The organism is Zavarzinia sp. CC-PAN008 (assembly GCF_051903925.1).
In the GTDB taxonomy this organism is placed as follows: Bacteria; Pseudomonadota; Alphaproteobacteria; order Zavarziniales; family Zavarziniaceae.
On the sequence record NZ_CP173678.1, the window covers coordinates 2,984,082 to 3,007,752 of the forward strand.

A 23,671-nucleotide genomic window follows, 5' to 3' on the forward strand; every position below is an offset into this window, starting at 1 on the left:
CGATGACGGCCAAGGGCAAGGAGGACCAGGAGAAGCGGGACCACTATCTCGCCTTCGTGAGCGACCCGGAAACGGAGTCGGTCGTCAAGGCCGTGGTGTCCGAGCTCCTGCTGCCATATGCGACGGTGCTGCGCGGCAATGTCCGCAGTGCGGTCGACTACCTTTTGAAGAAGCGCTCGCCGAAGCTGCTGATCGTTGACCTGTCGGGTTCCGACCTGCCGGTCAGCGACATCAACATGCTGGCGGAGGTGTGCGAGCCGGGGGTCAGCGTGCTGGCTATCGGCGAACGCAACGATGTCGGCCTGTTCCGCGACCTGATGAATGTCGGCGTCACCGACTACCTGGTGAAGCCGATCAATCGTGACCTGCTGGCGCGCACCCTGAGCGGTGCGGCGGAGCGGGCGGATGTCGCCGCCACCGGCCCTCGGACCCAGGGTGGGCGCACCGGCCGCCTGATCGCGGTGATGGGCGCGCGCGGCGGCGTCGGCTCGACCACCTTCGCGGTCAATGCCGCGTGGGCGCTGGCCAATGAGAAGTCGCGTCGCGTGGCGCTGCTCGACCTCGACCTGCAGACCGGCACCGTATCGCTGATGCTGGACCTAAAGCCCAGCCACGGCCTGCGTGACGCGCTGGAGAACCCGGCCCGCCTGGACAGCCTGTTCGTCGAGCGCGTGATGGCACGTCACGGCGAGCGCCTGTTCGTGCTGAGCTCGGAGGAACCACTGACCGACGACATCCTCTACAAGACCGAGGGCGTCGAGCGGCTGCTGGGGATCCTGCGCAACCAGTTCCACTATGTGGTGGTCGACGTCCCCCGTTCCGATCCCGCGGTCGCGCGCTTCGTGCTGTCGCAATCCTCGGTCGCGGTCATCGTGACCGAGCTGACCCTGGCGGCGGTGCGCGATACGGCACGCCTGGTTGGCCTGATCAACCAGGACAGTCCCAGCCACCGCGTCATCGTCGTGGGCAACCGGACCGGTGCCTATCGCAAGGGTGAACTGGCCCAGAGCGAGTTCGAGAAGGCGCTGGGCCGGCGCATCGACGCCATCGTCCCGTTCGATCCGGTGGGCGCGCTGGAAGCTGCCAATGTGGGCGAGCCGGTTGCCGCGCGCAGCGGCACCCTGGCCGACGGCACGCGCAAGATCGCGGCCGAACTGGGCGGCGCCGGCCTGAGTGCGGGGGATGCCCGGCGCGGCGGCTGGCTGTCGAAGGTGCTGGGCCGCTGAGACCTGCGGCCCAGGGGCCGTGGCCCTGCCCGCGGCCGTGCTGATGTGTGACGGCCTTCGCTGACCCTGGGGCAATTCCTGTCCCAGCGTGAAGGCTGTGTTAATCTGTCAACGCGACCCTGTCCGGGGAAGGCGGCTCCGGCTGTCTGGTCGACGCAGTAGAAGGGTTTCGGGTCATGGCAGGATTCGGCAAGCGCAAGGCTCCAATGGACGAGCTTCCCGGGGCGGCCAGTGCGGCCCAGTCCCGGCGTCTGCTCGAGGGGCCTGACGGTCGCTCCGATCACCTGCCGGTGCGCCAGCGTGGCGAGGGCGCCCTGGCCGAGCCGGACATGGGCGGCAACATGCCGCCGCCGTCGGGCGGCTATGGCCAGGGCGGCAACGCGGCCGCCGGGCCGCAGGCCGCACCGTCGCGCTCGCCGACCATGGTGGCGTTCAAGGAGCGTGTCCGCGCCATCCTGATGCCGCGCATCGATCCTGCCGCCGCGGCCCGCCTGCCGCGCCCGCAGCTCGAGCGCGAGATCGAGAAGCTGGTCCACGAGATCACGACCGAGAGCCGCATCCAGCTCAACGAGCGGGAGCAGCGCCAGGTCGCGCACGAGATCGTCGACGACATGGTGGGCCTGGGCCCGCTCGAGCCGCTGCTCGACGACGGTTCGGTCAACGACATCCTGGTCAACGGCTACAACAAGGTCTTTGTCGAACGCGCGGGCAAGCTGGTGCAGACCGACGTCGTGTTCCGCGACGACGCGCATGTCCTGAACATCTGCCAGCGCATCGCGACCCGGATCGGGCGGCGCATCGACGAATCGAGCCCGATGGTCGACGCCCGCCTGGCCGACGGCAGCCGCGTCAATATCGTGGTGCCGCCCCTGGCGCTGGACGGGCCCTGCCTGTCGATTCGTAAGTTCGCCAAGAAGTCGATCACGCTGGACATCATGGTCCAGCAGAACAACCTGTCGGCCAACCTGGCCAAGGTGCTGCAGATCGCGTCTGCCGCGCGCCTCAACGTCATCGTCTCGGGCGGCACGGGCTCGGGCAAGACGACGATGATGAACGCCATGTCGCGCCTGATCGACCCGCAGGAGCGGATCGTGACGGTGGAGGACGCAGCCGAACTCCAGCTGCAGCAGCCGCATGTGGTGCGCCTGGAAAGCCGCCCGCCCAATATCGAAGGGCAGGGCGAGGTCACGATCCGCGACCTGGTCCGCAACGCCCTGCGCATGCGGCCTGACCGCATCATCGTGGGCGAGGTCCGCGGTGCCGAGGCGCTGGACATGCTTCAGGCGATGAACACGGGCCATGACGGCTCCATGGCGACGATCCACGCCAACCGGCCGCGCGACGCCCTGACCCGTATCGAGAACATGGTGGCAATGGCCGGCGTCAACCTGCCGACCACCGCGGTGCGCCAGCAGATCGTGGGCGCCGTGAACCTGATCATCCAGGTCGAGCGCATGCGCGACGGCATCCGCCGCATCACCAACGTGACGGAGGTGATCGGCATGGAAGGCAATGTCATCACCACCCAGGACCTGTTCAACTTCGAGTTCCAGGGCGAAAACCGTGACGGCACCCTGATCGGCGCATTCAAGACGTCGGGCGTGCGCCCGGCCTTCGCGTCGCGTGCCGCCTATTACGGTCTTGATCGCGCCCTGCTGCTCGCGATGACCTGAGGACGCCGCGTCATGTCGGAAGAACTGATCCCGATCATCGTCTTCGTGGCGGTGCTGGCCGCCGCGGCGATGCTGGCGTTCGCTTCCGGCCTGACCCGCAATCCGGCGCGCCGCGTGTCCCAGCGCATGCAGCGGGTGGCGGCGGGCGACCGTGCGTTCAACCCGCTGACCGCGTCACCGGGCCAGCCAGTGGGCGATGGCAGCGTCCGCCGCGACGAAGGCCGCACGGCCAGCAGCCTGGACAAGGTGCTGACCTCCACCCCGCGGGTCAGCCAGCTGAAGGCCCGCATCATGCGGGCCAACCTCAATTTCTCGGTGACGGAGTTCCTGCTCGGCTGCTTCCTGCTGACGGCCGTGACCGCGGCGCTGGTCTATTTCGTGGCCGGCATGCCGCTGCTGATCGCGCTGGCCGTGGGCGGTGCGGTGGGCTTCTTCATGCCCAACCTCTTCCTGAACTTCGCGCAAAGCCGGCGCAGCAAGAAGTTCCTGAAGCTGTTCCCGGATGCGCTGGACCTGATCGTGCGCGCGATCAAGGCCGGTATCCCGGTGAGCGAGGCCATGATCTCGGTCGGGACGGAGGTCGCCGACCCGGTGGGTGAGGAGTTCCGCCTGATCGCCGACAAGCTGCGCATCGGCATCCTCCTCGAGGACGCCCTGCTGGAGGCGGTCGAGCGCATCGGCATCGAGGATTTCCGCTTCTTCGTCGTCACGCTGAACATCCAGCGCGACACCGGCGGCAACCTGGCGGAAACGCTGGAGAACCTGTCCGACATCATCCGGAAGCGGCAGGAACTGCGCCTCAAGGTCCGGGCACTATCGTCGGAGGCGCGGGCGTCCGCCTATATCCTGGGCGCCCTGCCGTTCGTGACCGCCGGCATCCTGATGGTGACCAATCCGAACTACCTGATGAACCTTTTCACGGATCCGTTCGGCCACATCCTGATCGGCGTGGGCTTCACGATGCTGTCGATCGGCTTCTTCGTGATGTGGCGCATGGTCAACTTCGAGATCTGAGCGACCTGCCATGAACACCTTCGTCCTTGCCATCATCGTGCTCATGGCCGTCGGCGGCGTGGCGGCGGTGCTCCTGGCCACCCGGAAGTCGAATCCGATGAGCCGCCGGCTGGGCCAGCTGGAAGCGGACCGCTCGCGCCTCTACAGCGACCTGGTCAATCGCGGCGGGGGCGAAAGTGCCCTGGAGCGGCGGCAGCGTCTGACCTCGCTCGCGCAGATCGTGAAGCGCCTGCGCCTGGTGACGGGAACGAAGTCGCAGGAGATCCAGGAGCGGCTGTCGCAGGGCGGCTTCCGCTCGCGCGATGCCCTGGTCATCTTCGTCATTTCCAAGCTGGTCCTGCTGGTCCTGTTCACCGCCCTGGGCATCCTGGTGTTCTGGGTTGCCAACACCTTTGGCTGGCAGAGCCCGTTCTGGAAGGGAGCGGGAACGCTGGCCTTCATGGCTCTCGGCTTCTTCGGGCCCAACATCTATGTCAAGAACGAGGCGGACAAGCGCAAGAAGCTGCTCGAGAAGGGCATGCCGGATGCACTCGACCTGCTCGTGATCTGCGCCGAATCCGGCATGTCGCTCGACACCTCGCTCGACCGCGTGGCCAAGGAGCTGGTGATGAGCTGGCCGCTCCTGGCCGAGGAGCTGGCGGTGACCCGGATCGAGTTGACGTTCCTGCCCGATCGACGGGAAGCACTGCGCAATTTCGCCAAGCGCGTGAACGTGCCAGCGGCGCGTGGCGTCGTGACGACCCTGCTGCAGTCGGAAAAGTTCGGGACGTCCCTGGCGCAGTCCCTGCGTGTGCTGAGCCACGAGTTCCGCAAGGAACGCCTGCTGCGCGCGGAAGAGAAGGCGGCCCGCCTGCCGGCGACGATGACCGTGCCGCTGATCATCTTCATCCTGCCGACGCTGATGGTCGTGCTGATCGGGCCGGCATCGATCATTGTGCGTCACGCGATGAAGTAGCTGGGCGCGGGCCCGCCGCGGCCCGCTCTCTGACAGCACCCCTGGACCCTCACGCGGGTGTCACGACCTCCGGCCGCCGGCTGGGCCGTTGCACGGCTTCCACATTGCCAACGGACCGGGATGGGGCGATGCGGGTATCCACAGGCAGCCACCCACAAACAGCCATCGCGCAAAAAAAAGGGCCGCTCCGGGGAGCGGCCCTTTCCTGGTCCGATGGACCGGCGTCTTAGTTGATCGCCGCGTCGACCTGGCCCGCAACGTCGCTGAACAGCTCGTTCAGGTTCTCGCCGACCGCGATGGCGCCCGCGATGATGGCAACCGCGATCAGCGCCGCGATCAGGCCGTACTCGATCGCGGTGGCGCCGTTCTCGTCCTTCAGAAAACGCGAAAAGAGAGACATGGGATCTCCTTGGCCTGTGGGCCGGTCTATGTGATGCCGTTTGCCTCACGAGCCCGTGAAGCCCCCGTGGTCACGACAATGTGATTTATTCCGGGGGATGTCAAGCGAGAAGTTTTCCCCCAAGAAACTCCATGATTTGAAGGGCTAATGCGGCGCTCCTGGGATTTGCAATGAAGCCAAATCCGCAAGATGCAACCCATGAAAGAATTCTTAATCTCGCGGGCTCACATTTCCGCGATCGAAGGTGAGGGGCATTTGCGATGAGTTCTCCGCACTTTCCGGCGCTGGTCGACCTGTCGTGACCATGCCCCGCCCCGCTGCACAGGCACCCATTCGACGTGGTCCAGGCACCTGGCTTGTCCCGGCCAGCCTCTACGCGCTCCTGATCCTGCTCATCTACGGGGTGTTCGGGTTCCAGTTGCTGAGCGATGGCCGCAGCCTGCTGGAGGTGGATGGGTACATGCGCCTGGAGCGGGTGCTGCAGCTGCATGCGACGGGCGGCTGGTGGGATTCGACGCTGCACGACAGCAACGCGCCCTTTGGCGAGGACCAGCATTGGACCCGCCTGCTGGATGTCCTGCTGCTCCTGGGCGCCTGGGCACTGCAGCCGCTGACGGGAAGCTTCTCGGCCGCCCTGCACTGGTGGGGCGTGGCGATCGCGCCCCTGTTCCATGTCGCCCTGGCCTTTGCCGGCTGCTGGGCCATGGCGCCCGTGGTCCGCCGCCAGGGCCACTTGGTTCTTGCCCTGCTCGCCCAGCCGACCTTGTGGGGCTACATGATGCCCGGGCGACCCGATCACCATGGCCTGCTGCTGCTGGTGGCGATCCTGGCCCTGGGCGTCATGGTGCGGACCTCCCGGGGGGAGGAGGGGCGTGGCGGCCTGGCGGTGCTGTCCGGCGGCGCACTCGGCCTCGGCATCTGGGCCGCGCCGGAAGTCCTGGTGGCGGCAGCGATTGCGAACGTCGTGTTCGGCCTGGGCTGGCTGCTGGGGCAGCGGCCGGGCGCCCGTTTCGGGGCCATGCACGCCCTGGCGATGACGGCGGTGATCGCGCTGGCCATTGCCGTCGAGTATCCGCCTGCGGCCTGGAGCACCATCGCCTATGACAAGGTTTCGCTGCCGCAGTTGGGCTGTGCCATGGCGACGCTGGCCGCGTGGGCGGGCCTGTGGCTGGTCGAGGCGCGGCTTTTCAGTGGCCCGGCCCGGACGGCCGTGGCCGTGCTGGTGGTCGGGGCGTGCGGGGCAGGGCTTCTGGCGTTGTTCCCGCAATTGGCCGCTGGGCCCCTGGCCAGCGTCGACAGCCGGCTGTGGGACGTCTGGCTGGCGCAGGTGCGGGAGATGCGCCCCCTGCTCAGCTATGACGACGAGGGCGGCAAGATCATCCTCTTCCTGGGTCCGGTCGCCGTGGCGGCGCTGGGCGTGGCCCTGGCGATCCGCGAGAAGGGCCTTGCCGGATGGTGCCGGTCGGGCGAGGCGGCCGTCGCGCTGTTCGCGGCGGTCTATGTCGTCCTTGGCCTGATGCAGGTGCGCTGGACGGTCTACCAGGGCTTTGCCCTGGCACAGCCCATTGCCGGCCTGGTCGGCCTGGCGGAGCGGGGCATCGACCGGTGGCGCGTGTCCGACGCGCTGCGCAGCGTGGCGCGCGTCGGCGCCATCGTCCTGATCGTCCTGGGGACCGACATTGCCAGCCTGGTGCTGCAGGCCGGCGCCCAGGGCCTGGAGACGCAGCGGATGAAGGGGCAGCTGGCGGCGTGCACGCCGACGGCGATCACCCCCGCGCTGAACGATGCCGCCCTGGTCGGGGCGCCCACCGGCGGCGACACGAAGCTGACGATCCTGGCACCCATGAACCTGTCGCCCGCACTCGTCTATCGCACCGACATGCGTGTGATCGGGACGCCCTATCACCGCAATGTGGATGGCATCCTGGACACCAACACGGTGTACCGTGCGACGGATGACGCTGCGGCGCGGGCGGTGCTGGACCGGCGCCGGGTCGACCTGCTGCTGCTCTGTCCGCGCATGAATGGCGAGGCGGACGGCACGCTGGCGCACGATCTGCTCTCAGGCGGCAGCCGGTCCTGGCTTGCCCCACTGGCCTTGCCGCCTGCCGCCGAGAAGCAGGGCTTCCGCCTGTACCGGGTGCTCCATCAGGGCACGCGTTCGAGCACGGAATAGTCCTCGAACCCCTGGGGCAGGGGAACGACGCGCAGCCAGGACGGGACGGCCCCTTGCGCCAGCGCTTCGGCAAAGCTGCCGGGCCTGGCATAGCGCTGGAACTCACGGTCGGTGCGGCAGAAGGCGATGGTGTCCAGTCCGCGCCGCGTCATGATCGCGCGCGCCGTGGCATCGTCGGCCGCCTGGAACAGCGCCACGGTATCGACGATCGCGCCGGCCATGCGGTGATAGGGGCCCGCCAGCACCGCGACGTTGGAGGAATAGAGCAGTTCGGGGGCCGCGAAGAGCAGGCTGGCCACCTGCCGTGGCGGCTGCCGGTCCAGCAGGGGGCCCAGCCGGATCATGTCGCAGGGCAGTCGGGCGGCCGCCGCCGTGCGCGCCGCCGGCCGGTGCAGCGCCGCCGCCAGGAAGGCGGGACCAAGGACCAGCCCCAGCAGTGGCAGGGACATGGCCACCAGTCGCAGCGGCGGCCGCAGGCGTGCCCCCAGGGCCGCCGACGCCGCCAGCGCCAGTCCGGCGGCCAGCGGGGCGGCAAAGACCTGGACGTGTCCGCTGAGCCGCAGATGGAACAGCATCGGCACGAAGGTGACCAGCGCGCCGGCCAGCAGAACGCCCCAACCGGGCGCTTGAGCATCGCGGCGCAACACGCGCGCAATGCCCCAGCCGATCGCCAGCAGGGGCAGCAGGGCGTGCAGTGCGGGCAGCGACAGGTTGGTGCCGGACGACCCCCACAGGGGCTGGTTCTCGAACACATGGTCGAGCCACAGCGGCCCCAGCCTGAGGTCGATCTCGGCATAGGGCCCGGCCAGGAAGCCGGGCGCCAGGATGACGATCATGGCCAGGGCCAGGCCGGCGCACAGGGCGGCGACGACGAGGCGCGCGGCCGGCCGGGCAAGGTATCGCCCTGCCAGGTCCATCGCGGCGAAGGCGATGGCGGCGCCCGTCAGCAGGCCGACATGGACGGGCGAGAGGCTGTCGAGCAGGGGGGTGCCGGGGTCGCGCTGCGCTGCCTCGAACCCCCAGGCCGCCAGGCTGCCCAGGGCCGCGACCGCGAACCACAGGGTGCCCGCCCGTGCCCGCCCCTCGCCCCGGGCGCACCAGGCAAAGGCCAGGGCCGCCGTGGGACCGGCCAGCGGGAGCAGGGCCTCGACACTCGTCCACACCGCCAGCGCCGTGGCGCCGCCGGCCAGCAGCGCCGGCCGCAAGGCCATGGGCCGCAGCGCCATGCGGATCGCGGCGCCGATGACGACGACGCTGAGCAGGGCGACCAGGGCATGATGATCGGGCCGCCCGGCCAGGAAGATGTCCAGGCTTGCCTTCTGCACGATGAACAGCAGCCCGGCCAGGGCCTGCCCGCGCCGGTCCAGCAGCGGCGCCGTGGCCCAGAACAGCGCAAGCACGGTCAGCCCGCCCAGCAGCGGCGACAGTGCGGCCCCCCACACGAACAGGCCCTCGTGCAGCGGCATCAGCGGCGACAGCCACAGCGCGCCCGTCAGCAGGACCAGGTCGACAGGCCGCGTCCAGTGCAGCCCACCGCCCTCGGGCAGGTTGATGCGGGCGGGACCTGCCGCAGGCCCCGGCTCGGTCATCGCCTCGGCCCGGAGCAGGTACATGTAGCCATCGCCATCGACCAGCCGATGCTTCAGGACCGGGCTGATCCCGGTCGCCACCGCGACCGCCTGGATCAGGCAGAAGCCCAGCAGCACCAGCAGCAAAAGGCCGCCGCCCCCAGGGGAGCGACGGCCCGCGATTGCAGTCGGTGGCGTGTCAGCGCTCAGTTGGACAGCCGCAACGTGCGCAGGTCGGCAGCCAACTGTCGGAACCGATCCTGAAGCTCGGAGCCTGTAACATTGGCGCAGTATTTGTTCTTTTCCTCGACAGTTGTGCCAGAAGAGCAGGCACACGTCAGTCTCTTCTGGAACGTCTCGTCAGAGCTCGAACCAAGGTCGACGGTGAAGCCGTAGACCTGGACATTATATGCACTTGCCTTCAAGGCCTCGCACGCTCGGAGTTGAAGTGCATCCAGCGCGGAGTCCGTGCCGCTGCCAGCCCGGCCATCGTTGATGGTCCGACCATTATAGGGTTGGTATCCGTGGCCGCCATATGGCGTGCGGTTGTTGTCGCCATCGGTGAGGAGAATGGCGACCTTGTCGACATTGGGATCGTTGAAGGCCGCTGCCGCAGTGGTCATGCCGAAGAACGAAGACCAGTTCGGCGAAAGCATGCGGAGCGCCCAGCGGGCGCCATAGTCATTGTGCGTTCCGCCGCCATTTCCCGCCTGCATATGGTCGAGCGCCCGCTTGATCTGCGCAGCATTGCCCGAAAGGGCGAGCATCGGTACAGGACAGTTCGTGTTTGGCCCGACGGTATAACTGTAGTTGGCAGAGGCGGAGTTGCCATTGCCGACCTTGACGTTGCTGCTGAAAACTTGGCAGTACCTTTGACTACCACTGTTCCCACCAGCCCAGTTGTTGTATCCGGTGTTCAAGTTGATGGTCGAGATCGGCGCCCCTTCGAAGGCGTCGGAAATGCAGGGCGTCTGCTGTTGCCTGCTTCCACCGCTTGTGCAGCGCCAAGAATCGGATTGGGCAGGAACAAAATCATTCCGAGGAGGCGTCGAACTATTAACACCGATCGCAGTGTACGTCGTCGTGATGCAGTTCTGGGAGCCTTGAGTTCCAGTAAATGTATAATTGGTTGTAACACCAATGGTGCTGGCATACTGGAATGGGAAGAACCTCATGTTGCTATAGGTATCATTGACCGAGTTCGCCATCGCACAGGTGGTGGTGCACGACGTAACGGGCAGCGTGCCAGTGCATGTGGTGCTGCAGGAGCTTGATGTGATTGAGGGATCGGCCGGGGAATCCTCCACGCAACCGCGCCATGCCCAATTGCTGGTACCGGGCAGGAAATCCGCAGTCAGTGCGGCGTCGCTGGCATAACCCGTGCTGTAGGTCGAACTGGTCGGACGGGCACAATACGCGGCGCTGCCTGGGCAGCGGTCCAGCATTTGTGGCCTCCGGGTGCTCAAGCTGACGGTGCGGCCCGCATCGGTGAGGCGTGCGTTGGCAGCACCAAGATTGGCCGTAATGGACGGGTTGTCGGACAAGGGAATTTCGTTGCGGATGTTGACGCTCGTGGCATAGGGCACGATCGCGATGCGGACGTAGCCGGCTTCGGATCCGTCGAAAACGAGGTTGACCATTTCCTTGACAGCGGCGCGCATCCGCTCAAATCGCACCTGACCCGAGGAGCTCTCGTACATCGAGCCTGTGTTGTCGAGCGCGAGGACGATTTCCTGCTTGTTGGTCGAGCGCGTCACTTCGGTCGAGACGTTGATGGTCACGTTCTGCACTGGGCCAAGCTGCTGTCCCATGGGCATAACCGCCAGGACCCGCATGAATGTCGTCGGGATGGTGATGGACGCGGCAACCTGGAACCGTTTCCCGTTGTCGAGGACCCGCAGGACGTCGCCATTCCGCTCGACCAGATGGGCCTGACGGCTGGCGGCGTTGGTGTCCAGGTCCATATTGGCGTTGAAGTAGGCTGTTGCGGCCGTGCGGGCCGCGTTCTGACGCGTCGCCACGTCGCCCGTCGTCTCCTGGTAGGCCTTGGCAGCGGCCAGGCCGGCCGAGTCGAGGGCGAACTGGATGCGCGACTGTGTGATGTAGATCCGGCTCGAATCCACGGCGAGGCCGACAAAGCCGATCAGCGGCACGATCATGAAGCCGATCAGCGCGGCAATCCCGCCCGACTGGTCGCGCAGGAAGGCGCCAGCGAGGCGCCTGAACAGGTCCATCATCGGTCAATCCCTCCGCGCAAAGCCCGGATGTCGCATGTCAGAAATTGTAGGCGTCGGCTGCCGGCAGCCGCGCGAAGCGCGGCTGATAGACGGCTCGTTCATGCAGCGCCACCGTCGGTCCGGTGAACGGCGTGAAGTACTTGAGGCTGAAGATCGGGTCATAAGTGTAGAACGTGTCCACCACCACCGTGAACGAGCCGGCATTGGTCAGCAGCGTGTCGAATCCCGTCACGACCGCATTCTCGTTCGGCATCTTGCCCACGCTCGGATTGGCATTGGCGATGCGCTGCCAGACCACGCGCACAGGCTGGTTCGCCACCCGCCGGGCGACGAGCGAAATCACGGTATTGCCGTTCGCTGGCAAACCGAAGGGCCGCAGGATCGCTTCCGCTGCGCCAAAGGGCAGGGCAAGCCCATTGCGGCCGTTTGCAACCGTGTCGACGCCGCCCGTTGCGGTTCCGGCTTGCATCGTCTGTTGAAGGGCTACAAGCGAGGCGACGCTCTGCGCCGCGCGGTGCAGCTTGTTGTTGAGCAGGATGTACGTCGAAATTTCGTACACACCGCACAGGAGTGCCGCCAGGATCGGCAGGACCAGGGCGAACTCGACGATGACGGCGCCGCGCTCTTCGCGGGCGAAGCTGGAAACCAGGCGACGCATCAGCAGCTCCCCGCCGCGACCCAGGGTTCGTTACGGACGACCGCTACTGCCTGAAGCCGGATCGGCTGACCGCCATTCATGACGTAGGACACAAGAGGCGTATACGGCGTCCAGTCGTAGGAAATCTCGTAGTAGACGATCTGGCCAGTGCAGCCTGTCGAATCGGCAGCCGCACCGTCATAGGCGCCGTTGCCGTTCTCGTCATTGAAGTTCGCGGGCAGGCAGGTCGTGCCGTTTGCCTCGAAACGCCGGCAGATTTCGGGAATAGCAGTGTAGTTGGGAATGACGCGGCTGTAGATCTTGAACCGCGACGAGTCGGTGATGTCGAAGAACCCGCGCGCATAGCGCTTGACTTCGTTCGTGATGTCCGTGAGTGAGGCGCCGTTGGTCCGGTTGATCGCAGGGTTGGGCGTGCTTCCGGTCAGGCCCTTGCGGCTCGCGGCGCGGGCGCCGGCTTCCAGGGCGGCGCGGCCATAGAGCAGGGCGGCGACGTCGATGGTGCCCACGGTCAGCAGCAGGAACATCGGCAGGATCAGGGCGAATTCAACGGCGGCGACGCCGCGGTCGTCGCGGCAGAAGTCGCGCACTGTGGCCGCAAAGCGACGCCCGGCCTGCCCGATGATGCTTTCCATCGCTGATCCCCTGGGGTATCTTAGGTTTATCTTCAGCATCGTCGTTTAAGCCCGCCTTAACGCACAACAAACGGGACGTTCAGCATGCGCAAGGGCGTCATACCCAATATTGCCGCTTCCGTGTTTGTCCTGGCGCTCGCGGCGGGATGTGCATACCCCGACCAGTACATCCAGGCGCAGGATAGTCCAATCCCGAGCCCACGTACAGGACTGAGTTCAACTTTCCGTGAGGCGGACGGCATCGCTGGTCGCGCCCTGTTGAATGGGGACTACGCCACGGCCGTCGCCCAGTACCGTCGTGCGATCGAGGCGGAACCGATCCATTCCGGGGCCTATCTGGGCCTGGGAGAGGCGCTGTACCGGCAGGGTGAACTGCCGGAAGCGCGTGACGCCTTCCGCACCGCGATCCGCCTGAACCCGAACGAGGCCGGGGCCCGGCGCGGCCTGGGCAAGGTCATGACCGCGCTGAACCAGCCGCATGAGGCCGAGGCGCAGTTCATGGCCGCCCTGGCCCTGGATCCCGGCGACTGGCGGGCCCTGAACGGCCGCGGCGTCGCGGCCGATCTGGCGGGCAACCACCTGGCGGCGCAGGGCTTCTACAACCAGGCCCTGCAATATGCGCCGGACGATCCCACGATCCGCAACAACCTGGGCCTGTCCTTTGCCATGGGGGGCGATCCGGCCCAGGCGATCGCCGTCCTGAAGCCGCTGGCCGAGCGGCCGGAGGCGACCGACCAGTACAAGCAGAACCTGGCCATTGCCTATGTCGCCAATGGCCAGACGGGCGCCGCCGAGCGGGTCCTGACAGGCATCTATGACGCCGACGTGGCCCGCAACAACCTGGCGGTCATCATGGCCAATCGTGGGCTGGCCTATAATACGGCGCGACCGGCATTGGGTGCCAAGCCGTTCGGCGGCCAGATGGTGCACCTCGACCCGATGATGTAGGGGACGGGCGGCGGGGGCCGCCTGTCGACCCGGAGGGGAAAAGGTCAGAGGGGGGGAAGGGCGCCGGGAGCAATCCTGGCGCCCTTCGCTTTTCAAGCGTCGTTCATCGGCGCTGCGCGGCCTCGCCGTGGGCGGAGGTCAACTGCCGGGAACGAAGCAGGGCGCCTCGCGCGCCTTGAGCGCGTCGCAGAACTCGGTCGCGGCGCCGGCGCTGGCAAAGGGGCCCAGGCGCAGCCGCACCAGACGCATGCCATTGCGGGTGATCGGCTCGAACCGGCTCGGCACGCTGCCCACCTCGGGCGCGCGGCCGCGCAGGCGGTCGAGCACGCGCTGCGCCTCGTCCTCGCTGGGATAGGCGCCGACCTGCACCCAGGATCCGCCGCTGCTGCCGACCGTGGACTGGCCGTCGCCGAGCGAGGGCGGGGCCAGGGGCGACGGGTCGAGCGGAGCCGCCGCCGGCGGGGGGGCGAGGGCCGCCTGCTGAGCCGCGCGGGCTCGGGCGACCATGTCGCTGGTCAGCGTCCGGCCCGAGACGGCTTCGCCACCCGAAATCGTCGACGGACGGCCGTCATCCAGGTCCAGGATGTCGGCCAGGCTGGGCGCCGGCTGCAGGGCAGTGGGAGCTGTATCAGCGCCGGCCATGGCGGCATCCCCGGCGCCGAAGCCGGCCGACAGGGTCGGTGGCGGGCCGCTGCTGATGGTGGGCAGGTCCATGCCCGCACGGGCGGCAGCGCCGCCCGCCGGCGCCGGCTCGATCACCAGGCCATCGTCCTCGGCGACGGTCGGTGCCGCCGGTTGCGGACGGACGGGCGGTTCCAGGATCGGCGCGCGCGGCGCTTCGGCCACCGGCGCGGCGGCGCCGGCCGGCGGGCCGCCCAGCACAACGCCCCCCGGGGCCACGATCCGGGGCAGAGGGCCCGGGCGCGACGGCGTGCCCATGCCGCCCAGCGCGTCGCCTTCGTCGATGATGGCGAAGCGCGGCGACACGGCTGGCGCGGCACCGGCAAGTTCGGTCGGCGCCGCCGCAGGCAGCGGCAGCCCGTTCAGGGCGGCGAAGACGCGCAGGTTGTTCTGCACCGACTTCGCGTCGAGGTCCTGGGCCGCGACCTGCTGGTACTCCTCCAGTCGTCCGGCCAGCCCCAGGGCGACGGCATAATTGCGCCGCACCCGCGCATCGTTGCCATGGACGCGCATCAATGCCCGGAACTGGGTGAGGCTTTCCCCGGTCCGCCCGGCAAGCGCAAGGGACAGGGCCTGGTTGTTCGCGGCGGAGACGTCGGCGGGGTCGATCGCCAGGGCCTGGGCATAGCGGGCCTGTGCCTCGTCATGACGTTTCAGCCGGTCGAGGGCGACGCCGAGCCCGTTCAGGCTCTTCACGTCGCGGCCGTCCACCGCAAGGGCCGCCTCGTAGCGGGGCACGGCAAGGTCAGGCCGGTTGCGCGCGATCTCGGCCGCGCCCAGGCCGCGCAGGACCTCAAGATCCTGCGGTGCCAGGGCCAGGGCCCTGGTCAGCGTCGCCACCGCGGCATCCCCGGCGCCCGTGTCGACCTGGACGCGACCCAAGCCCTTCAACGGGCGGACATCATCCGGCGCCTTGGCCGCCGCCGCCTGGTAGACCGAGGCGGCGTTCTGCAGGTCGCCCGCCCGTTCCGACGCCTGGGCCACGGCCAGCATCTGGTCGTAGGTCGGCTCCTTGGCCTCGCCCTCGTCGATGGTGCTGAGCACCGGCATGCTGCCCTGGTTGACCGTCTCGCATGCGGTCAGGACCAGGGCGGCGACGCCGATGCCGGCAAGACCCTTCAACGTGCCGCGCAGGCGGCGCATGCCCGGCCGGCCCTGGTCCCCACTCATCGCGCTACTCCGGCTACGTTCCGCCTGGCCAGAATGGCCGCCCGCGCGGCAAAGATCCAGCACTGCAAGGCGCTATGGCATCGTCTTCAGATCCTGTGGCATGCCTGTCGCCTGGGCCGGGCGGTGCGGGTCGAGCAGGTCGAGCTGCTGCCCCGGCTGCGGCGGCACGCGGAAAGCGGTGCTGTCCAGGCTGGCGCGCGGCTGGTTCAGGCGCAGCCGGCGACAGGCCAGGCGGAAGCGCTGGCCCAGCAGGCTGGCCAGCGGCCCGCCGCCGGTCATCCGCTGGCCAAAGCTGGCGTCATAGTCGCGGCCGCCGCGCATGTCGCGCACTAGCCGCATCACCCGCGCCGCGCGGTCGGGTACATGCTCGGCCAGCCACTCCTGCCACAGGTCCTTGATCTCCAGCGGCAGGCGCAGCAGGACATAGCCGGCCTCCGTCGCGCCGGCCCGGGCTGCCGACTCCAGGATGGCGTCCATCTCGTGTTCGTTCAGGCCGGGAATGACGGGGGCGGTCATGACGCCTGTCGGCACGCCGGCCTGCGCCAGCATGCGGATCGCCTCCAGCCGCCGCTCGGGCGTCGTGGCGCGCGGCTCCATCGCGTGGGCAAGCCGGCGGTCCAGCGTGGTGATGGAGATCGCCACCTTGGCCAGCCGGCGCCGTGCCATGCGGGCCAGGATGTCGATGTCGCGGGTCACCCGGGCCGACTTGGTCACGATCGTGACGGGGTGGCCGTGGGTCTCCAGCACCTCGAGGATGGACCGGGTCAGCTCCAGCTGCGCCTCCACCGGCTGATAGGGATCGGTATTGGTGCCCAGGGCGATGGGTGCGCAGCGATAGGAGGGCGCCCGCAGTTCCGCCTCAAGGAGCCGGGCGGCGTCCGGCTTGAAGAGGATCTGCGACTCGAAGTCGAGGCCGGGGGAAAAGCCGAGATAGGCGTGGGTCGGTCGCGCGAAGCAGTAGATGCAGCCGTGCTCGCAGCCCCGATAGGGGTTGATCGAGCGGTCGAAGCCGATGTCCGGCGACTGGTTGCGGGTGATGACGGTGCGCGTCGCGTCGCGGATCAGCCGCGTGCGCAGGGGCGGCGGGACGGCGTCCAGGCTGCCCCAGCCATCGTCCAGGGCGACGCGCTGTTCACGCTCGAACCGGCCAGAGCTGTTGGAGACGGCGCCGCGTCCGCCGCGCGCCTCGCGATGCATTGCCGTGCTGCCGTCGCCGACTGTCGCGTTCCTGACCATGGCGCCATCGTGCACCAAGGGCACGAACAAAACAAGAACGCATCGACGTGGCCGGGCACATCGCCGTGCGCCGGGTCCTCAGGCGGGGCGGCGGCCGGCGCGGGACGGGGCGATGGCGCTGGGCTCGGCCCGCGCTGGCGGCAGGCCGCGCAGGCCCGGGGATGTCGCGGCGATCTGGTCCTGGATGCGACGGACCAGGGTCATGGAGGCCAGCGCCATGCGACCCGTCACCTGAGGTGCCCGGTTGCGCGTGACCGCGTCCAGGAAGTCGACGATCTGCTCGGTCAGGGGCTCCGCCTTGCGCACCAGGACGCGCTCCATGGCGATGTCGAGGACGTAGTTGCCGGACGGCAGCTGCGCCGCCGGATCCTGGATGTCGCCCTGGCGATGGATGATGAGCCGCTGGTCGATATAGTCGACGGTGATGAAGCCTTCGCTGGTCGAGAGGTGGAGGTCGCGGACCTTGTTCTGGGTGATGCGGCTGGCCGAGAAGCTGGCGATGGAGCCGTTGCCGAAGCCGAGCAGGGCGCTGGCATAGTCGGGTCCGGGCTGGCCGGTGCGGAACACGCCCTGTGCCTGGACGCTCACCACGGGATCCTCGATCAGGCTGAGCACGATGTCGAGATCGTGGACCATCAGGTCGCCGACCACGTCGATGTCGACGATGCGGCCGGCGGTAGGGCCGCTCAGGCGCCGCGCCTCGATGGCGTGGACCTCGTCCACGTCGGCCAGGATTTCGGCCAGCTTCTGAACGGCGGGGTTGAAGCGCTCCGTATGCCCGACCGCCAGGACCAGGCCGCGTGCCTCCGCCGCCTCGACCAGCGGCAGGCACTCTTCCGCCCGCGGGGCCAGCGGCTTCTCGATCAGGCAATGGATGCCGTTCTGCAGCAGGAACGTCCCGATCGGGGCATGCAGGGCGGAGGGGACGACGACGCTGGCTGCGTCGACCAGGCCCACCAGGTCCTCGACATGCGGAACGACGCGGCAGCCATAGCGCTGCGCCGCCAGCTCGGCCTTGCGCGGGTCGCTGTCGACGACGGCGACGAGTTCGCACCGGCGCAGAAGGTCATAGATGCGCAGATGGTTGTGACCCATGACGCCACATCCGACGACGGCGACGCGTATCGGGGGCCGGGGGAGCAGGGGCATCAGGTCCGGTTCAGGTCAACCACAGGCCACCTGGGTAGCAGGCGCGCAGGGCGCAGGGCAAGGGAGGGCATGGCGCGCGACCCATCGCGACCCGCCCGCCAGGACGTCAATCCGGGGCCGGTCGATAGGGCCTCACGAACGGTACGCCGTTCAGCGTGTGCGTGCAGCAGGCACAGCTCGGCTCCATCTGCTCGACCGTCAGATCGGGGTCGACCAGTGCCAGGCGATTCGCGTCGTCGACATAGAGGCCGCTGAACCAGCTGCTTTCCCCCAGCAGGACGACCGGCCGGCGCTCCTCCTCGCTGCGGGCGACCAGCCAATAGATGGGATCCGGCCGGTCCAGGCGGGCCGTCGCCTCCCCCAGCACGGCATCCCAGTCGCGGCCCACGCGGGACAGCAGGAAGCGGAACAGGGGCGTATAGTCCAGGCCGCGCTGCGCGCCGGACGCCATGGCGCCCATAGCCTGGCGGTCGTCGCGGCGGCGCGACCAGCGGAAGTCGCCGCCGCTCTTGTGCCGCACGCCGTGGGTGCGTGTGTTGACGCGGCGGTAGAGCGGCTCCTTGCTGCGCTGCATCGGGACGTCGGCTCAGCCCTGGCGACCCTGCTCGGTCAGCCGCGGCAACAGGTCGACGAAGTTGCAGGGTCGGAACCGGCTGTCCAGCTGATGCACCAGGATGTCGTCCCAGGCATCGCGACAGGCCGACGGCGATCCGGGGAGGGCAAAGATGTAGGTGCCGCCTGCAACGCCGGCCAGCGCCCGGGACTGGATCGTGGAGGAGGCGATCTTGGCGTAGCTGAGCCAGCGGAACAGCTCGCCAAAGCCCGGGATCTCCTTGTCGATCACGTCGCGCACCGCCTCGGGCGTCACATCGCGGCCCGTCACGCCGGTGCCACCCGTCGCCAGCACCACCTCCACCGCGGGATCGGCGACCCAGGCGCGGAGGGTCGCGGCGATGAGGGCACGCTCGTCGGGCACGATGTCCCGCGCAGCCAGGCGATGGCCGGCATCGCCCAGGCGCTGGACAAGCGTGTCGCCCGAGCGGTCCTCGGCCAGGCTGCGGCTGTCGGAAATCGTCAGAACCCCGATGCCCACGGGAATGAAGCTGCGTGTCAGGTCCAGCGGCATCCTAGTGCACCGTCTCCACGACCTCGGGCTCCACGTCCTGGGGTTCGACCAGCAGGACACCCGTGTCGCCGGAGGCGGAGGTCGGGCCATCGCTCCCTGTCAGGTCGTCGGGCGCCTGGTAGCGCGGCCAGTCGCCCTGCAGCAGGGCGTCGAGCGAGGCGGGCTGCCGGCCCATGCGCAGCTTGTAGATCCACAGGTCGGCCAGGACCTGCTCGGCAAAGGTCCTGGTCTGCGTGTTCGGGATCATCTCAAGGAAGAGCAGCGGATCGTCGTCATCGTCGATCGCCGCGGTCCAACGGATCAGCTTTGCAGGCCCGGCATTATAGGCCGCCGCCAGGTAGAGCAGATTGTCGCCGATCTCCGGCAGGGACATCAGTGACCGGACATAGGCCTGGCCCACCGCCAGGTTCACCTCGGGCCGGAAAAGGTCGTCGGGACCGCGCATCGGGATCCGGTGCGCGCGCGCCACCGGCATGGCGGTCGAGGGCAGCAGCTGCATCAGGCCGCGCGCACCCGACGGGTTGCGGGCGCGTGCGTCGAAGCGCGATTCCTGCCGGACCAGGGCATAGACCAGGGCCCGGTCGATCCGGTAGCCGCCATGCGGGCTGTACTGCGGCACGGGATAGGGCGCCAGCACGCCATTGCGCTCCGCCGCAGCAAGGCGCATCTGCAGCGTCGGCAGACCAAGGCGGCCGGCCAGTTCCAGCAGCGCGTCATGCAGGCGGCCCTCGGTCGCGGTCTCGACTGCCGACAGTTCATCGCCCGCCAGGTCGACGCGGCCGGCCTGGATCAGCGCGGCCGCCCGGCGCACCGGCGGCAGGCTGATCAGCGCGTCCACGCCCGGAACCGGCGCGTCGGCGGCGCTGTCGTCACCCTCGGTCGCGGCGCGCGCGCCGCGCATCGGCAGGGGCGCCGCGGGGGGTGGCATGCCCAGCATGCGGCTGCTCAGCAGGCCGTAAAAGGTCTCGGGATGCTGCGCCCCGATCTTGAGCCACGCCACCATGTTGCCGGGATTGCGCCCGCGCACGGCCGCCCGACTGGCCCAGAACGCGGCGGAAGTCAGTGTTGCCGCATCGGCCTTCTCGCTGCGTGCCAGGCGGCCGAAATGGGCCTCGGCCAGGGTGAAGCGGCCCAGGCGCCATGCGGCGAGCCCGGCCGTCCAGTTGGCCAGGGGGACGTGCTCCGCACCGCGGCGCAAGGCTTCCTCGGCATGGTTCAAGGCGTCGGCGGCATCGCCAGCCTGGAGGAAATGGGCGGCGACACCCGCCTCCGCGATGGCGCGGGACCGTTGCGGCAGGCTCGAGGTGCGCAGCAGGCGGACCGCCTCCTGCGGGCGGTCGGCGCGCAGTGACCGCGCGATCCCCGGCGCCACGGAGGCGAGCGAGCGCTGCTCCGTCTCCGGCGGGCGGGCCTGGACCGCGATGGGGGCGGTGCCGGCGCCAAGCACCGCGCCCACGCCATCCATCATTGGCAGGCGTGGGCTGGCAAGATCCGCGGCACCCCGCGGGCGCCGCCGCTCGGCTAGAACGTGGACGCGGTCGGCGCCCGGCTGGTCGGCATAGGCGCGCATCCAGCCGGCCAACTCGTCATAGGTCGAGCGGTAGGCGCGGGGGTGGAGGTAGCGCTCGCGCAGGACGTGACCCAGCAGGATCTGGTCGTCCAGGCGCGCAATCTCCCGGTCCGCGGCCGCAAACGCGCCCGCGTCCTGAAGGGTGAAGATCCGCCGGTAGCGCTGTGCGTCCGTCTCCGACAAAGGTCGAAGGGGACTGGGCTGCGCTGCGGCGGCGCCATCCGGCAACGGGCGGGCGTGAACGTCGCTTCCGCCAGAGGCGGAGAGTGCGACGCTCAGGAGCAGGGCCACTGTGCGTGACCGGAATCCGGTACGCCCCCCGGCCGGCAAAGGCGGTCTTTCGACCATCGAAGCCGTCATCAGGCGGGGCATATAGCCGAGGCAGGCATGATCCGGCAAGCACGTTCCGTGATCTCGCCAACCAGATATGGATGCGGTCCATGACCTGGACGCTATTGCGCAGGTTCAGGCTGTTGATTGGACGCGGTTTCTGATCTCCAGAAAATCACGCCAGACGTGCCGTTTGTTGAGCGGGTCTCGCAACAGATAGGCCGGGTGCAATGTGGGCATCACAGGGATGCCATTCCAGTCTTGCCACTTCCCTCGCAGTCGCAAAATCCCCTCGGTCCGGCGCAACAGCGTGGCGCTGGCACTCTTGCCCAGGGTGACGATGACACGGGGCGCCACAAGCTGGATGTGACGCTCGACAAAGGGCAGGCAGGTCGCGATTTCCGCGTCGGTCGGATCGCGGTTGGCGGGGGGACGCCAGGGCAGCAGGTTGAGGATGTAGGCGCTCGTCCGGTCGTGCCCGATCGCCCCCAGCATGCGGTCCAGCAACTGCCCACTCTCGCCCACGAACGGCTTGCCCTGCCTGTCTTCCTCGGCACCCGGGGCCTCGCCCAGGACCAGCAGGGGTGCCGCCGGGTTGCCGTCGCCAAAGACCAGGGACTTGGCCCCCTTCCGCAACGCGGCGCAGCCCTCGAACGCGGCGAGCAGCGCGCGCAGTTCGTCGAGCGTGCCGGCTGTCGCCGCCGCCGCGCGCAGGTCGGCCTCGGGCACTGAGTCGAGCTTTGTGTGCGATGCAGCATTGGTGGGCGCCGGGCGCCGCTCCGGCGGGGGCGCCGCGGTGCGCACGCGGTCGCGGATCGCGTCCAGGCCTTCGGTCGGCGCGGGTGCACTGTCGCCGCCCTCCTGGAGGCGGGTGCTGCCCTGTGTCCTGGCCTCTTCCGTCGGCGCGCGCGGAGGGGTGTTGCTGCTCCGCAGCCGGTTGACGGGGGCGGGATCGATCGCCTCGTCCACACCCATGTCGACAAGCCAGCGCAGAACCGCCAGCGGGTCGCGCGGGCGGGGCGGGCTGGGGTCCGGGGGCGGCTCGCTGCTCACGGGCGGAGCCTAGCGGCAAGCGGCGCGCAGGCCAACGCACCCGGTCGGGACGTTGCAAGAGTTTGACCGTCACGCCCGGGCCTTGCATAACAGCCGATCAGATCAAGGTCGGCATGGTGGACACAGGAATGGAACGGCCAGAGCGCGAAGCGATGGAGTTCGACATCGTCGTGGTGGGAGCGGGCCCCGCGGGCCTGTCCGCGGCGATCCGCTTCAAGCAGCTCTGCAACGAGCAGGGCAAGGAATACACGATCTGCGTGATCGAGAAGGGATCCGAGGTCGGCGCCCATATCCTGTCCGGCGCGGTGCTGGACCCGATCGCGCTGAACGAACTGCTGCCCGACTGGCAGTCGATGGATGCCCCGATCCATACCCCGGTGACCGAGGACCAGTGGCTGGTCCTGACCGAGGTGAACTCGGTGCGGCTGCCCAACTTCGCGCTGCCGCCGTTCATGCACAATCACGGCAACTACATCGTCAGCCTGGGCAACGTCTGCCGCTGGCTGGCGACCCAGGCCGAGGCGCTGGGCGTCGAGATCTATCCGGGCTTCGCCGCGGCCGAGGTGCTGTACCACGAGGACGGCAGCGTGAAGGGTGTCGCCACCGGCGACATGGGCATCGGCAAGGATGGCGAGCCCACCGACAACTACACGCCCGGCGTCGAACTGCATGCCAAGTACACGTTCTTTGCCGAGGGCGTGCGCGGCTCGCTGACCAAGGGGCTGTTCCAGCGCTTCAACCTGCGCGACGGCGTGCAGCCGCAGACCTTCGGCATCGGCGTCAAGGAACTGTGGCAGGTCGATCCCTCCAAGCACCGGCAGGGCCTGGTCCTGCATGCGCAAGGGTGGCCGCTGGATACCAAGACGGCGGGCGGTGCCTTCCTCTACCACCTGGAGGACAACCAGGTGGCGGTGGGCTACGTCGTGGCGTTGGACTACTGGAACCCGCACCTGTCGCCGTTCGAGGAGATGCAGCGGTTCAAGACGCATCCGTCGATCCGCGAGTTCTTCGAGGGCGGCAAGCGCGTCGCCTATGGCGCCCGCGCCATCAACGAGGGCGGCTTGCAGGCCGTCCCCAAGCTGGTCTTCCCCGGGGGCGCCATCATCGGCTGCTCCGCCGGCTTCGTGAACGTGCCCCGCATCAAGGGCACCCACAACGCGATGAAGAGCGGCATGCTGGCCGCCGAATCGGCGTTCGAGGCGCTGAACGCGGAGCGCACGGGGCATGACGAACTGACCGCCTATCCCGAGGCGCTCAAGGAGTCGTTTGTCTGGAAGGACCTGCACCGGGTCCGCAACGCCAGGCCCGCGCTGGCCAAATTCGGGACCGTGTTCGGCTCGCTGTACAGCGGCGTCGAGATGTGGCTGCAGCAACTGGGCCTGGGCTTCCTGATGCCCTGGACGCTGAAGAACCACGAGGACCACAAGTCCCTGAAGAAGGCGAGCGAGGCGCCGAAGATCGCCTATCCGAAGCCGGATGGCGTTCTGACCTTCGACCGGTTGTCCTCGGTCTTCATCTCGAACACCAACCATGAAGAGAACCAGCCGGCCCACCTGACTCTGAAGGACCCGACGGTTCCGATCCGCATCAACCTGGCCGAGTACGACGCGCCGGAGCAGCGCTACTGCCCCGCCGGTGTCTATGAGATTGTGCGCGACGGTCCGGCCAACGAACCGCGCCTGCAGATCAACGCGCAGAACTGCGTCCATTGTAAGACCTGTGACATCAAGGACCCGACCCAGAACATCAATTGGGTGGTTCCGGAAGGTGGCGGCGGGCCAAACTATCCGAACATGTAGGATCCCGGCAGGCGGCCAGGACGGGCTGGCTCCGCGCTTGGCGCTTGGGCGAACGGCCCGCATCGCCCTA

The 23,671-nt window shown here is 68.4% G+C and carries 19 protein-coding genes; 7 read left to right on the forward strand and 12 right to left on the reverse strand.

Annotation, left to right across the window (positions count from 1 at the left end; genetic code table 11):
* Positions 1-2: 2 nt before the first annotated feature.
* From ACI6GS_RS14050 to ACI6GS_RS14065, 4 genes are all read left to right on the forward strand, one after another.
* On the forward strand, positions 3-1,226 hold the full coding sequence (locus ACI6GS_RS14050; protein WP_439814076.1) for an AAA family ATPase: 1,224 nt from the start codon (positions 3-5) through the stop codon (positions 1,224-1,226).
* Between the two features lie 176 nt (positions 1,227-1,402).
* Positions 1,403-2,899 (forward strand): CpaF family protein, encoded by a 1,497-nt coding sequence (locus ACI6GS_RS14055; protein ID WP_439814077.1) that lies wholly within the window; start codon positions 1,403-1,405, stop codon positions 2,897-2,899.
* A 12-nt stretch (positions 2,900-2,911) separates the two neighbouring features.
* The gene (locus ACI6GS_RS14060; protein WP_439814078.1) at positions 2,912-3,913 is read left to right on the forward strand and encodes a type II secretion system F family protein; all 1,002 of its coding nucleotides are present in this window, start codon (positions 2,912-2,914) and stop codon (positions 3,911-3,913) included.
* Between the two features lie 10 nt (positions 3,914-3,923).
* Positions 3,924-4,868, forward strand: coding sequence for a type II secretion system F family protein (locus ACI6GS_RS14065; RefSeq protein ID WP_439814079.1), 945 nt, complete (start codon positions 3,924-3,926; stop codon positions 4,866-4,868).
* 226 nt (positions 4,869-5,094) lie between these two features.
* Here ACI6GS_RS14065 and ACI6GS_RS14070 read toward each other — a convergent pair whose 3' ends face one another.
* The gene (locus ACI6GS_RS14070) at positions 5,095-5,268 is read right to left on the reverse strand and encodes a Flp family type IVb pilin (RefSeq protein ID WP_439814080.1); all 174 of its coding nucleotides are present in this window, start codon (positions 5,266-5,268) and stop codon (positions 5,095-5,097) included.
* A 298-nt stretch (positions 5,269-5,566) separates the two neighbouring features.
* Between ACI6GS_RS14070 and ACI6GS_RS14075 the strand changes: the two genes are divergently transcribed.
* A complete protein-coding gene (locus ACI6GS_RS14075) occupies positions 5,567-7,444 on the forward strand; it encodes a hypothetical protein (RefSeq protein ID WP_439814081.1) in 1,878 nt (625 codons plus the stop codon).
* On the opposite strand, the gene ACI6GS_RS14080 is transcribed toward ACI6GS_RS14075, so the two are convergent.
* Genes ACI6GS_RS14080 through ACI6GS_RS14095 form a run of 4 tightly spaced genes read right to left on the reverse strand, consistent with a single transcriptional unit; the run spans position 7,417 to position 12,539 of the window.
* Positions 7,417-9,159 (reverse strand): hypothetical protein, encoded by a 1,743-nt coding sequence (locus ACI6GS_RS14080; RefSeq protein ID WP_439814082.1) that lies wholly within the window; start codon positions 9,157-9,159, stop codon positions 7,417-7,419. The two genes, ACI6GS_RS14075 and ACI6GS_RS14080, sit on opposite strands and share 28 nt — an antisense overlap.
* Before the next feature lie 59 nt (positions 9,160-9,218).
* Positions 9,219-11,249 carry a pilus assembly protein TadG-related protein gene (locus tag ACI6GS_RS14085; protein WP_439814083.1) on the reverse strand — a complete coding sequence of 677 codons (2,031 nt, stop codon included), beginning with the start codon at positions 11,247-11,249 and terminating at the stop codon, positions 9,219-9,221.
* 37 nt (positions 11,250-11,286) lie between these two features.
* A complete protein-coding gene (locus ACI6GS_RS14090; RefSeq protein ID WP_439814084.1) occupies positions 11,287-11,907 on the reverse strand; it encodes a TadE/TadG family type IV pilus assembly protein in 621 nt (206 codons plus the stop codon).
* On the reverse strand, positions 11,907-12,539 hold the full coding sequence (locus ACI6GS_RS14095; RefSeq protein ID WP_439814085.1) for a TadE/TadG family type IV pilus assembly protein: 633 nt from the start codon (positions 12,537-12,539) through the stop codon (positions 11,907-11,909). The genes ACI6GS_RS14090 and ACI6GS_RS14095 overlap by 1 nt, the downstream gene beginning before the upstream one ends.
* A 258-nt stretch (positions 12,540-12,797) precedes the next feature.
* On the opposite strand from ACI6GS_RS14095, the gene ACI6GS_RS14100 reads away from it, so the two are divergent.
* Positions 12,798-13,487 carry a tetratricopeptide repeat protein gene (locus ACI6GS_RS14100; protein WP_439814086.1) on the forward strand — a complete coding sequence of 230 codons (690 nt, stop codon included), beginning with the start codon at positions 12,798-12,800 and terminating at the stop codon, positions 13,485-13,487.
* A 138-nt stretch (positions 13,488-13,625) separates the two neighbouring features.
* On the opposite strand, the gene ACI6GS_RS14105 is transcribed toward ACI6GS_RS14100, so the two are convergent.
* From ACI6GS_RS14105 to ACI6GS_RS14135, 7 genes are all read right to left on the reverse strand, one after another.
* The gene (locus ACI6GS_RS14105) at positions 13,626-15,338 is read right to left on the reverse strand and encodes an SPOR domain-containing protein (RefSeq protein WP_439814087.1); all 1,713 of its coding nucleotides are present in this window, start codon (positions 15,336-15,338) and stop codon (positions 13,626-13,628) included.
* A gap of 72 nt (positions 15,339-15,410) precedes the next feature.
* Positions 15,411-16,574, reverse strand: a complete 1,164-nt coding sequence (locus ACI6GS_RS14110) for a PA0069 family radical SAM protein (RefSeq protein WP_439814088.1) — start codon at positions 16,572-16,574, stop codon at positions 15,411-15,413.
* Positions 16,575-16,652: 78 nt separating this feature from the next.
* The gene (locus ACI6GS_RS14115) at positions 16,653-17,723 is read right to left on the reverse strand and encodes a Gfo/Idh/MocA family oxidoreductase (RefSeq protein ID WP_439814089.1); all 1,071 of its coding nucleotides are present in this window, start codon (positions 17,721-17,723) and stop codon (positions 16,653-16,655) included.
* 106 nt (positions 17,724-17,829) lie between these two features.
* Positions 17,830-18,297 carry a hypothetical protein gene (locus ACI6GS_RS14120; RefSeq protein ID WP_439814090.1) on the reverse strand — a complete coding sequence of 156 codons (468 nt, stop codon included), beginning with the start codon at positions 18,295-18,297 and terminating at the stop codon, positions 17,830-17,832.
* 12 nt (positions 18,298-18,309) lie between these two features.
* Positions 18,310-18,849, reverse strand: a complete 540-nt coding sequence (gene moaB, locus ACI6GS_RS14125) for a molybdenum cofactor biosynthesis protein B (RefSeq protein WP_439814091.1) — start codon at positions 18,847-18,849, stop codon at positions 18,310-18,312.
* A gap of 1 nt (position 18,850) precedes the next feature.
* Complete coding sequence (locus tag ACI6GS_RS14130; protein WP_439814092.1) at positions 18,851-20,710, reverse strand: transglycosylase SLT domain-containing protein; 1,860 nt, start codon at positions 20,708-20,710, stop codon at positions 18,851-18,853.
* A gap of 174 nt (positions 20,711-20,884) precedes the next feature.
* Complete coding sequence (locus tag ACI6GS_RS14135) at positions 20,885-21,802, reverse strand: uracil-DNA glycosylase (RefSeq protein WP_439814093.1); 918 nt, start codon at positions 21,800-21,802, stop codon at positions 20,885-20,887.
* Between the two features lie 128 nt (positions 21,803-21,930).
* Between ACI6GS_RS14135 and ACI6GS_RS14140 the strand changes: the two genes are divergently transcribed.
* Positions 21,931-23,601, forward strand: a complete 1,671-nt coding sequence (locus tag ACI6GS_RS14140; protein WP_439814094.1) for an electron transfer flavoprotein-ubiquinone oxidoreductase — start codon at positions 21,931-21,933, stop codon at positions 23,599-23,601.
* The last annotated feature ends 70 nt before the right edge of the window (positions 23,602-23,671 follow it).

Bases quoted from the DNA above. Each gene is read 5' to 3' on its own strand.
- moaB (WP_439814091.1), bottom strand. From the start codon at position 18,849: ATGCCGCTGGACCTGACACGCAGCTTCATTCCCGTGGGCATCGGGGTT.
- ACI6GS_RS14060 (WP_439814078.1), top strand. From the start codon at position 2,912: ATGTCGGAAGAACTGATCCCGATCATCGTCTTCGTGGCGGTGCTGGCC.
- ACI6GS_RS14115 (WP_439814089.1), bottom strand. From the start codon at position 17,723: ATGCCCCTGCTCCCCCGGCCCCCGATACGCGTCGCCGTCGTCGGATGT.
- ACI6GS_RS14090 (WP_439814084.1), bottom strand. From the start codon at position 11,907: ATGCGTCGCCTGGTTTCCAGCTTCGCCCGCGAAGAGCGCGGCGCCGTC.
- ACI6GS_RS14050 (WP_439814076.1), top strand. From the start codon at position 3: ATGACGGCCAAGGGCAAGGAGGACCAGGAGAAGCGGGACCACTATCTC.
- ACI6GS_RS14120 (WP_439814090.1), bottom strand. From the start codon at position 18,297: ATGCAGCGCAGCAAGGAGCCGCTCTACCGCCGCGTCAACACACGCACC.
- ACI6GS_RS14095 (WP_439814085.1), bottom strand. From the start codon at position 12,539: ATGGAAAGCATCATCGGGCAGGCCGGGCGTCGCTTTGCGGCCACAGTG.
- ACI6GS_RS14140 (WP_439814094.1), top strand. From the start codon at position 21,931: ATGGAACGGCCAGAGCGCGAAGCGATGGAGTTCGACATCGTCGTGGTG.
- ACI6GS_RS14105 (WP_439814087.1), bottom strand. From the start codon at position 15,338: ATGAGTGGGGACCAGGGCCGGCCGGGCATGCGCCGCCTGCGCGGCACG.
- ACI6GS_RS14055 (WP_439814077.1), top strand. From the start codon at position 1,403: ATGGCAGGATTCGGCAAGCGCAAGGCTCCAATGGACGAGCTTCCCGGG.
- ACI6GS_RS14110 (WP_439814088.1), bottom strand. From the start codon at position 16,574: ATGGTCAGGAACGCGACAGTCGGCGACGGCAGCACGGCAATGCATCGC.
- ACI6GS_RS14085 (WP_439814083.1), bottom strand. From the start codon at position 11,249: ATGATGGACCTGTTCAGGCGCCTCGCTGGCGCCTTCCTGCGCGACCAG.
- ACI6GS_RS14065 (WP_439814079.1), top strand. From the start codon at position 3,924: ATGAACACCTTCGTCCTTGCCATCATCGTGCTCATGGCCGTCGGCGGC.
- ACI6GS_RS14070 (WP_439814080.1), bottom strand. From the start codon at position 5,268: ATGTCTCTCTTTTCGCGTTTTCTGAAGGACGAGAACGGCGCCACCGCG.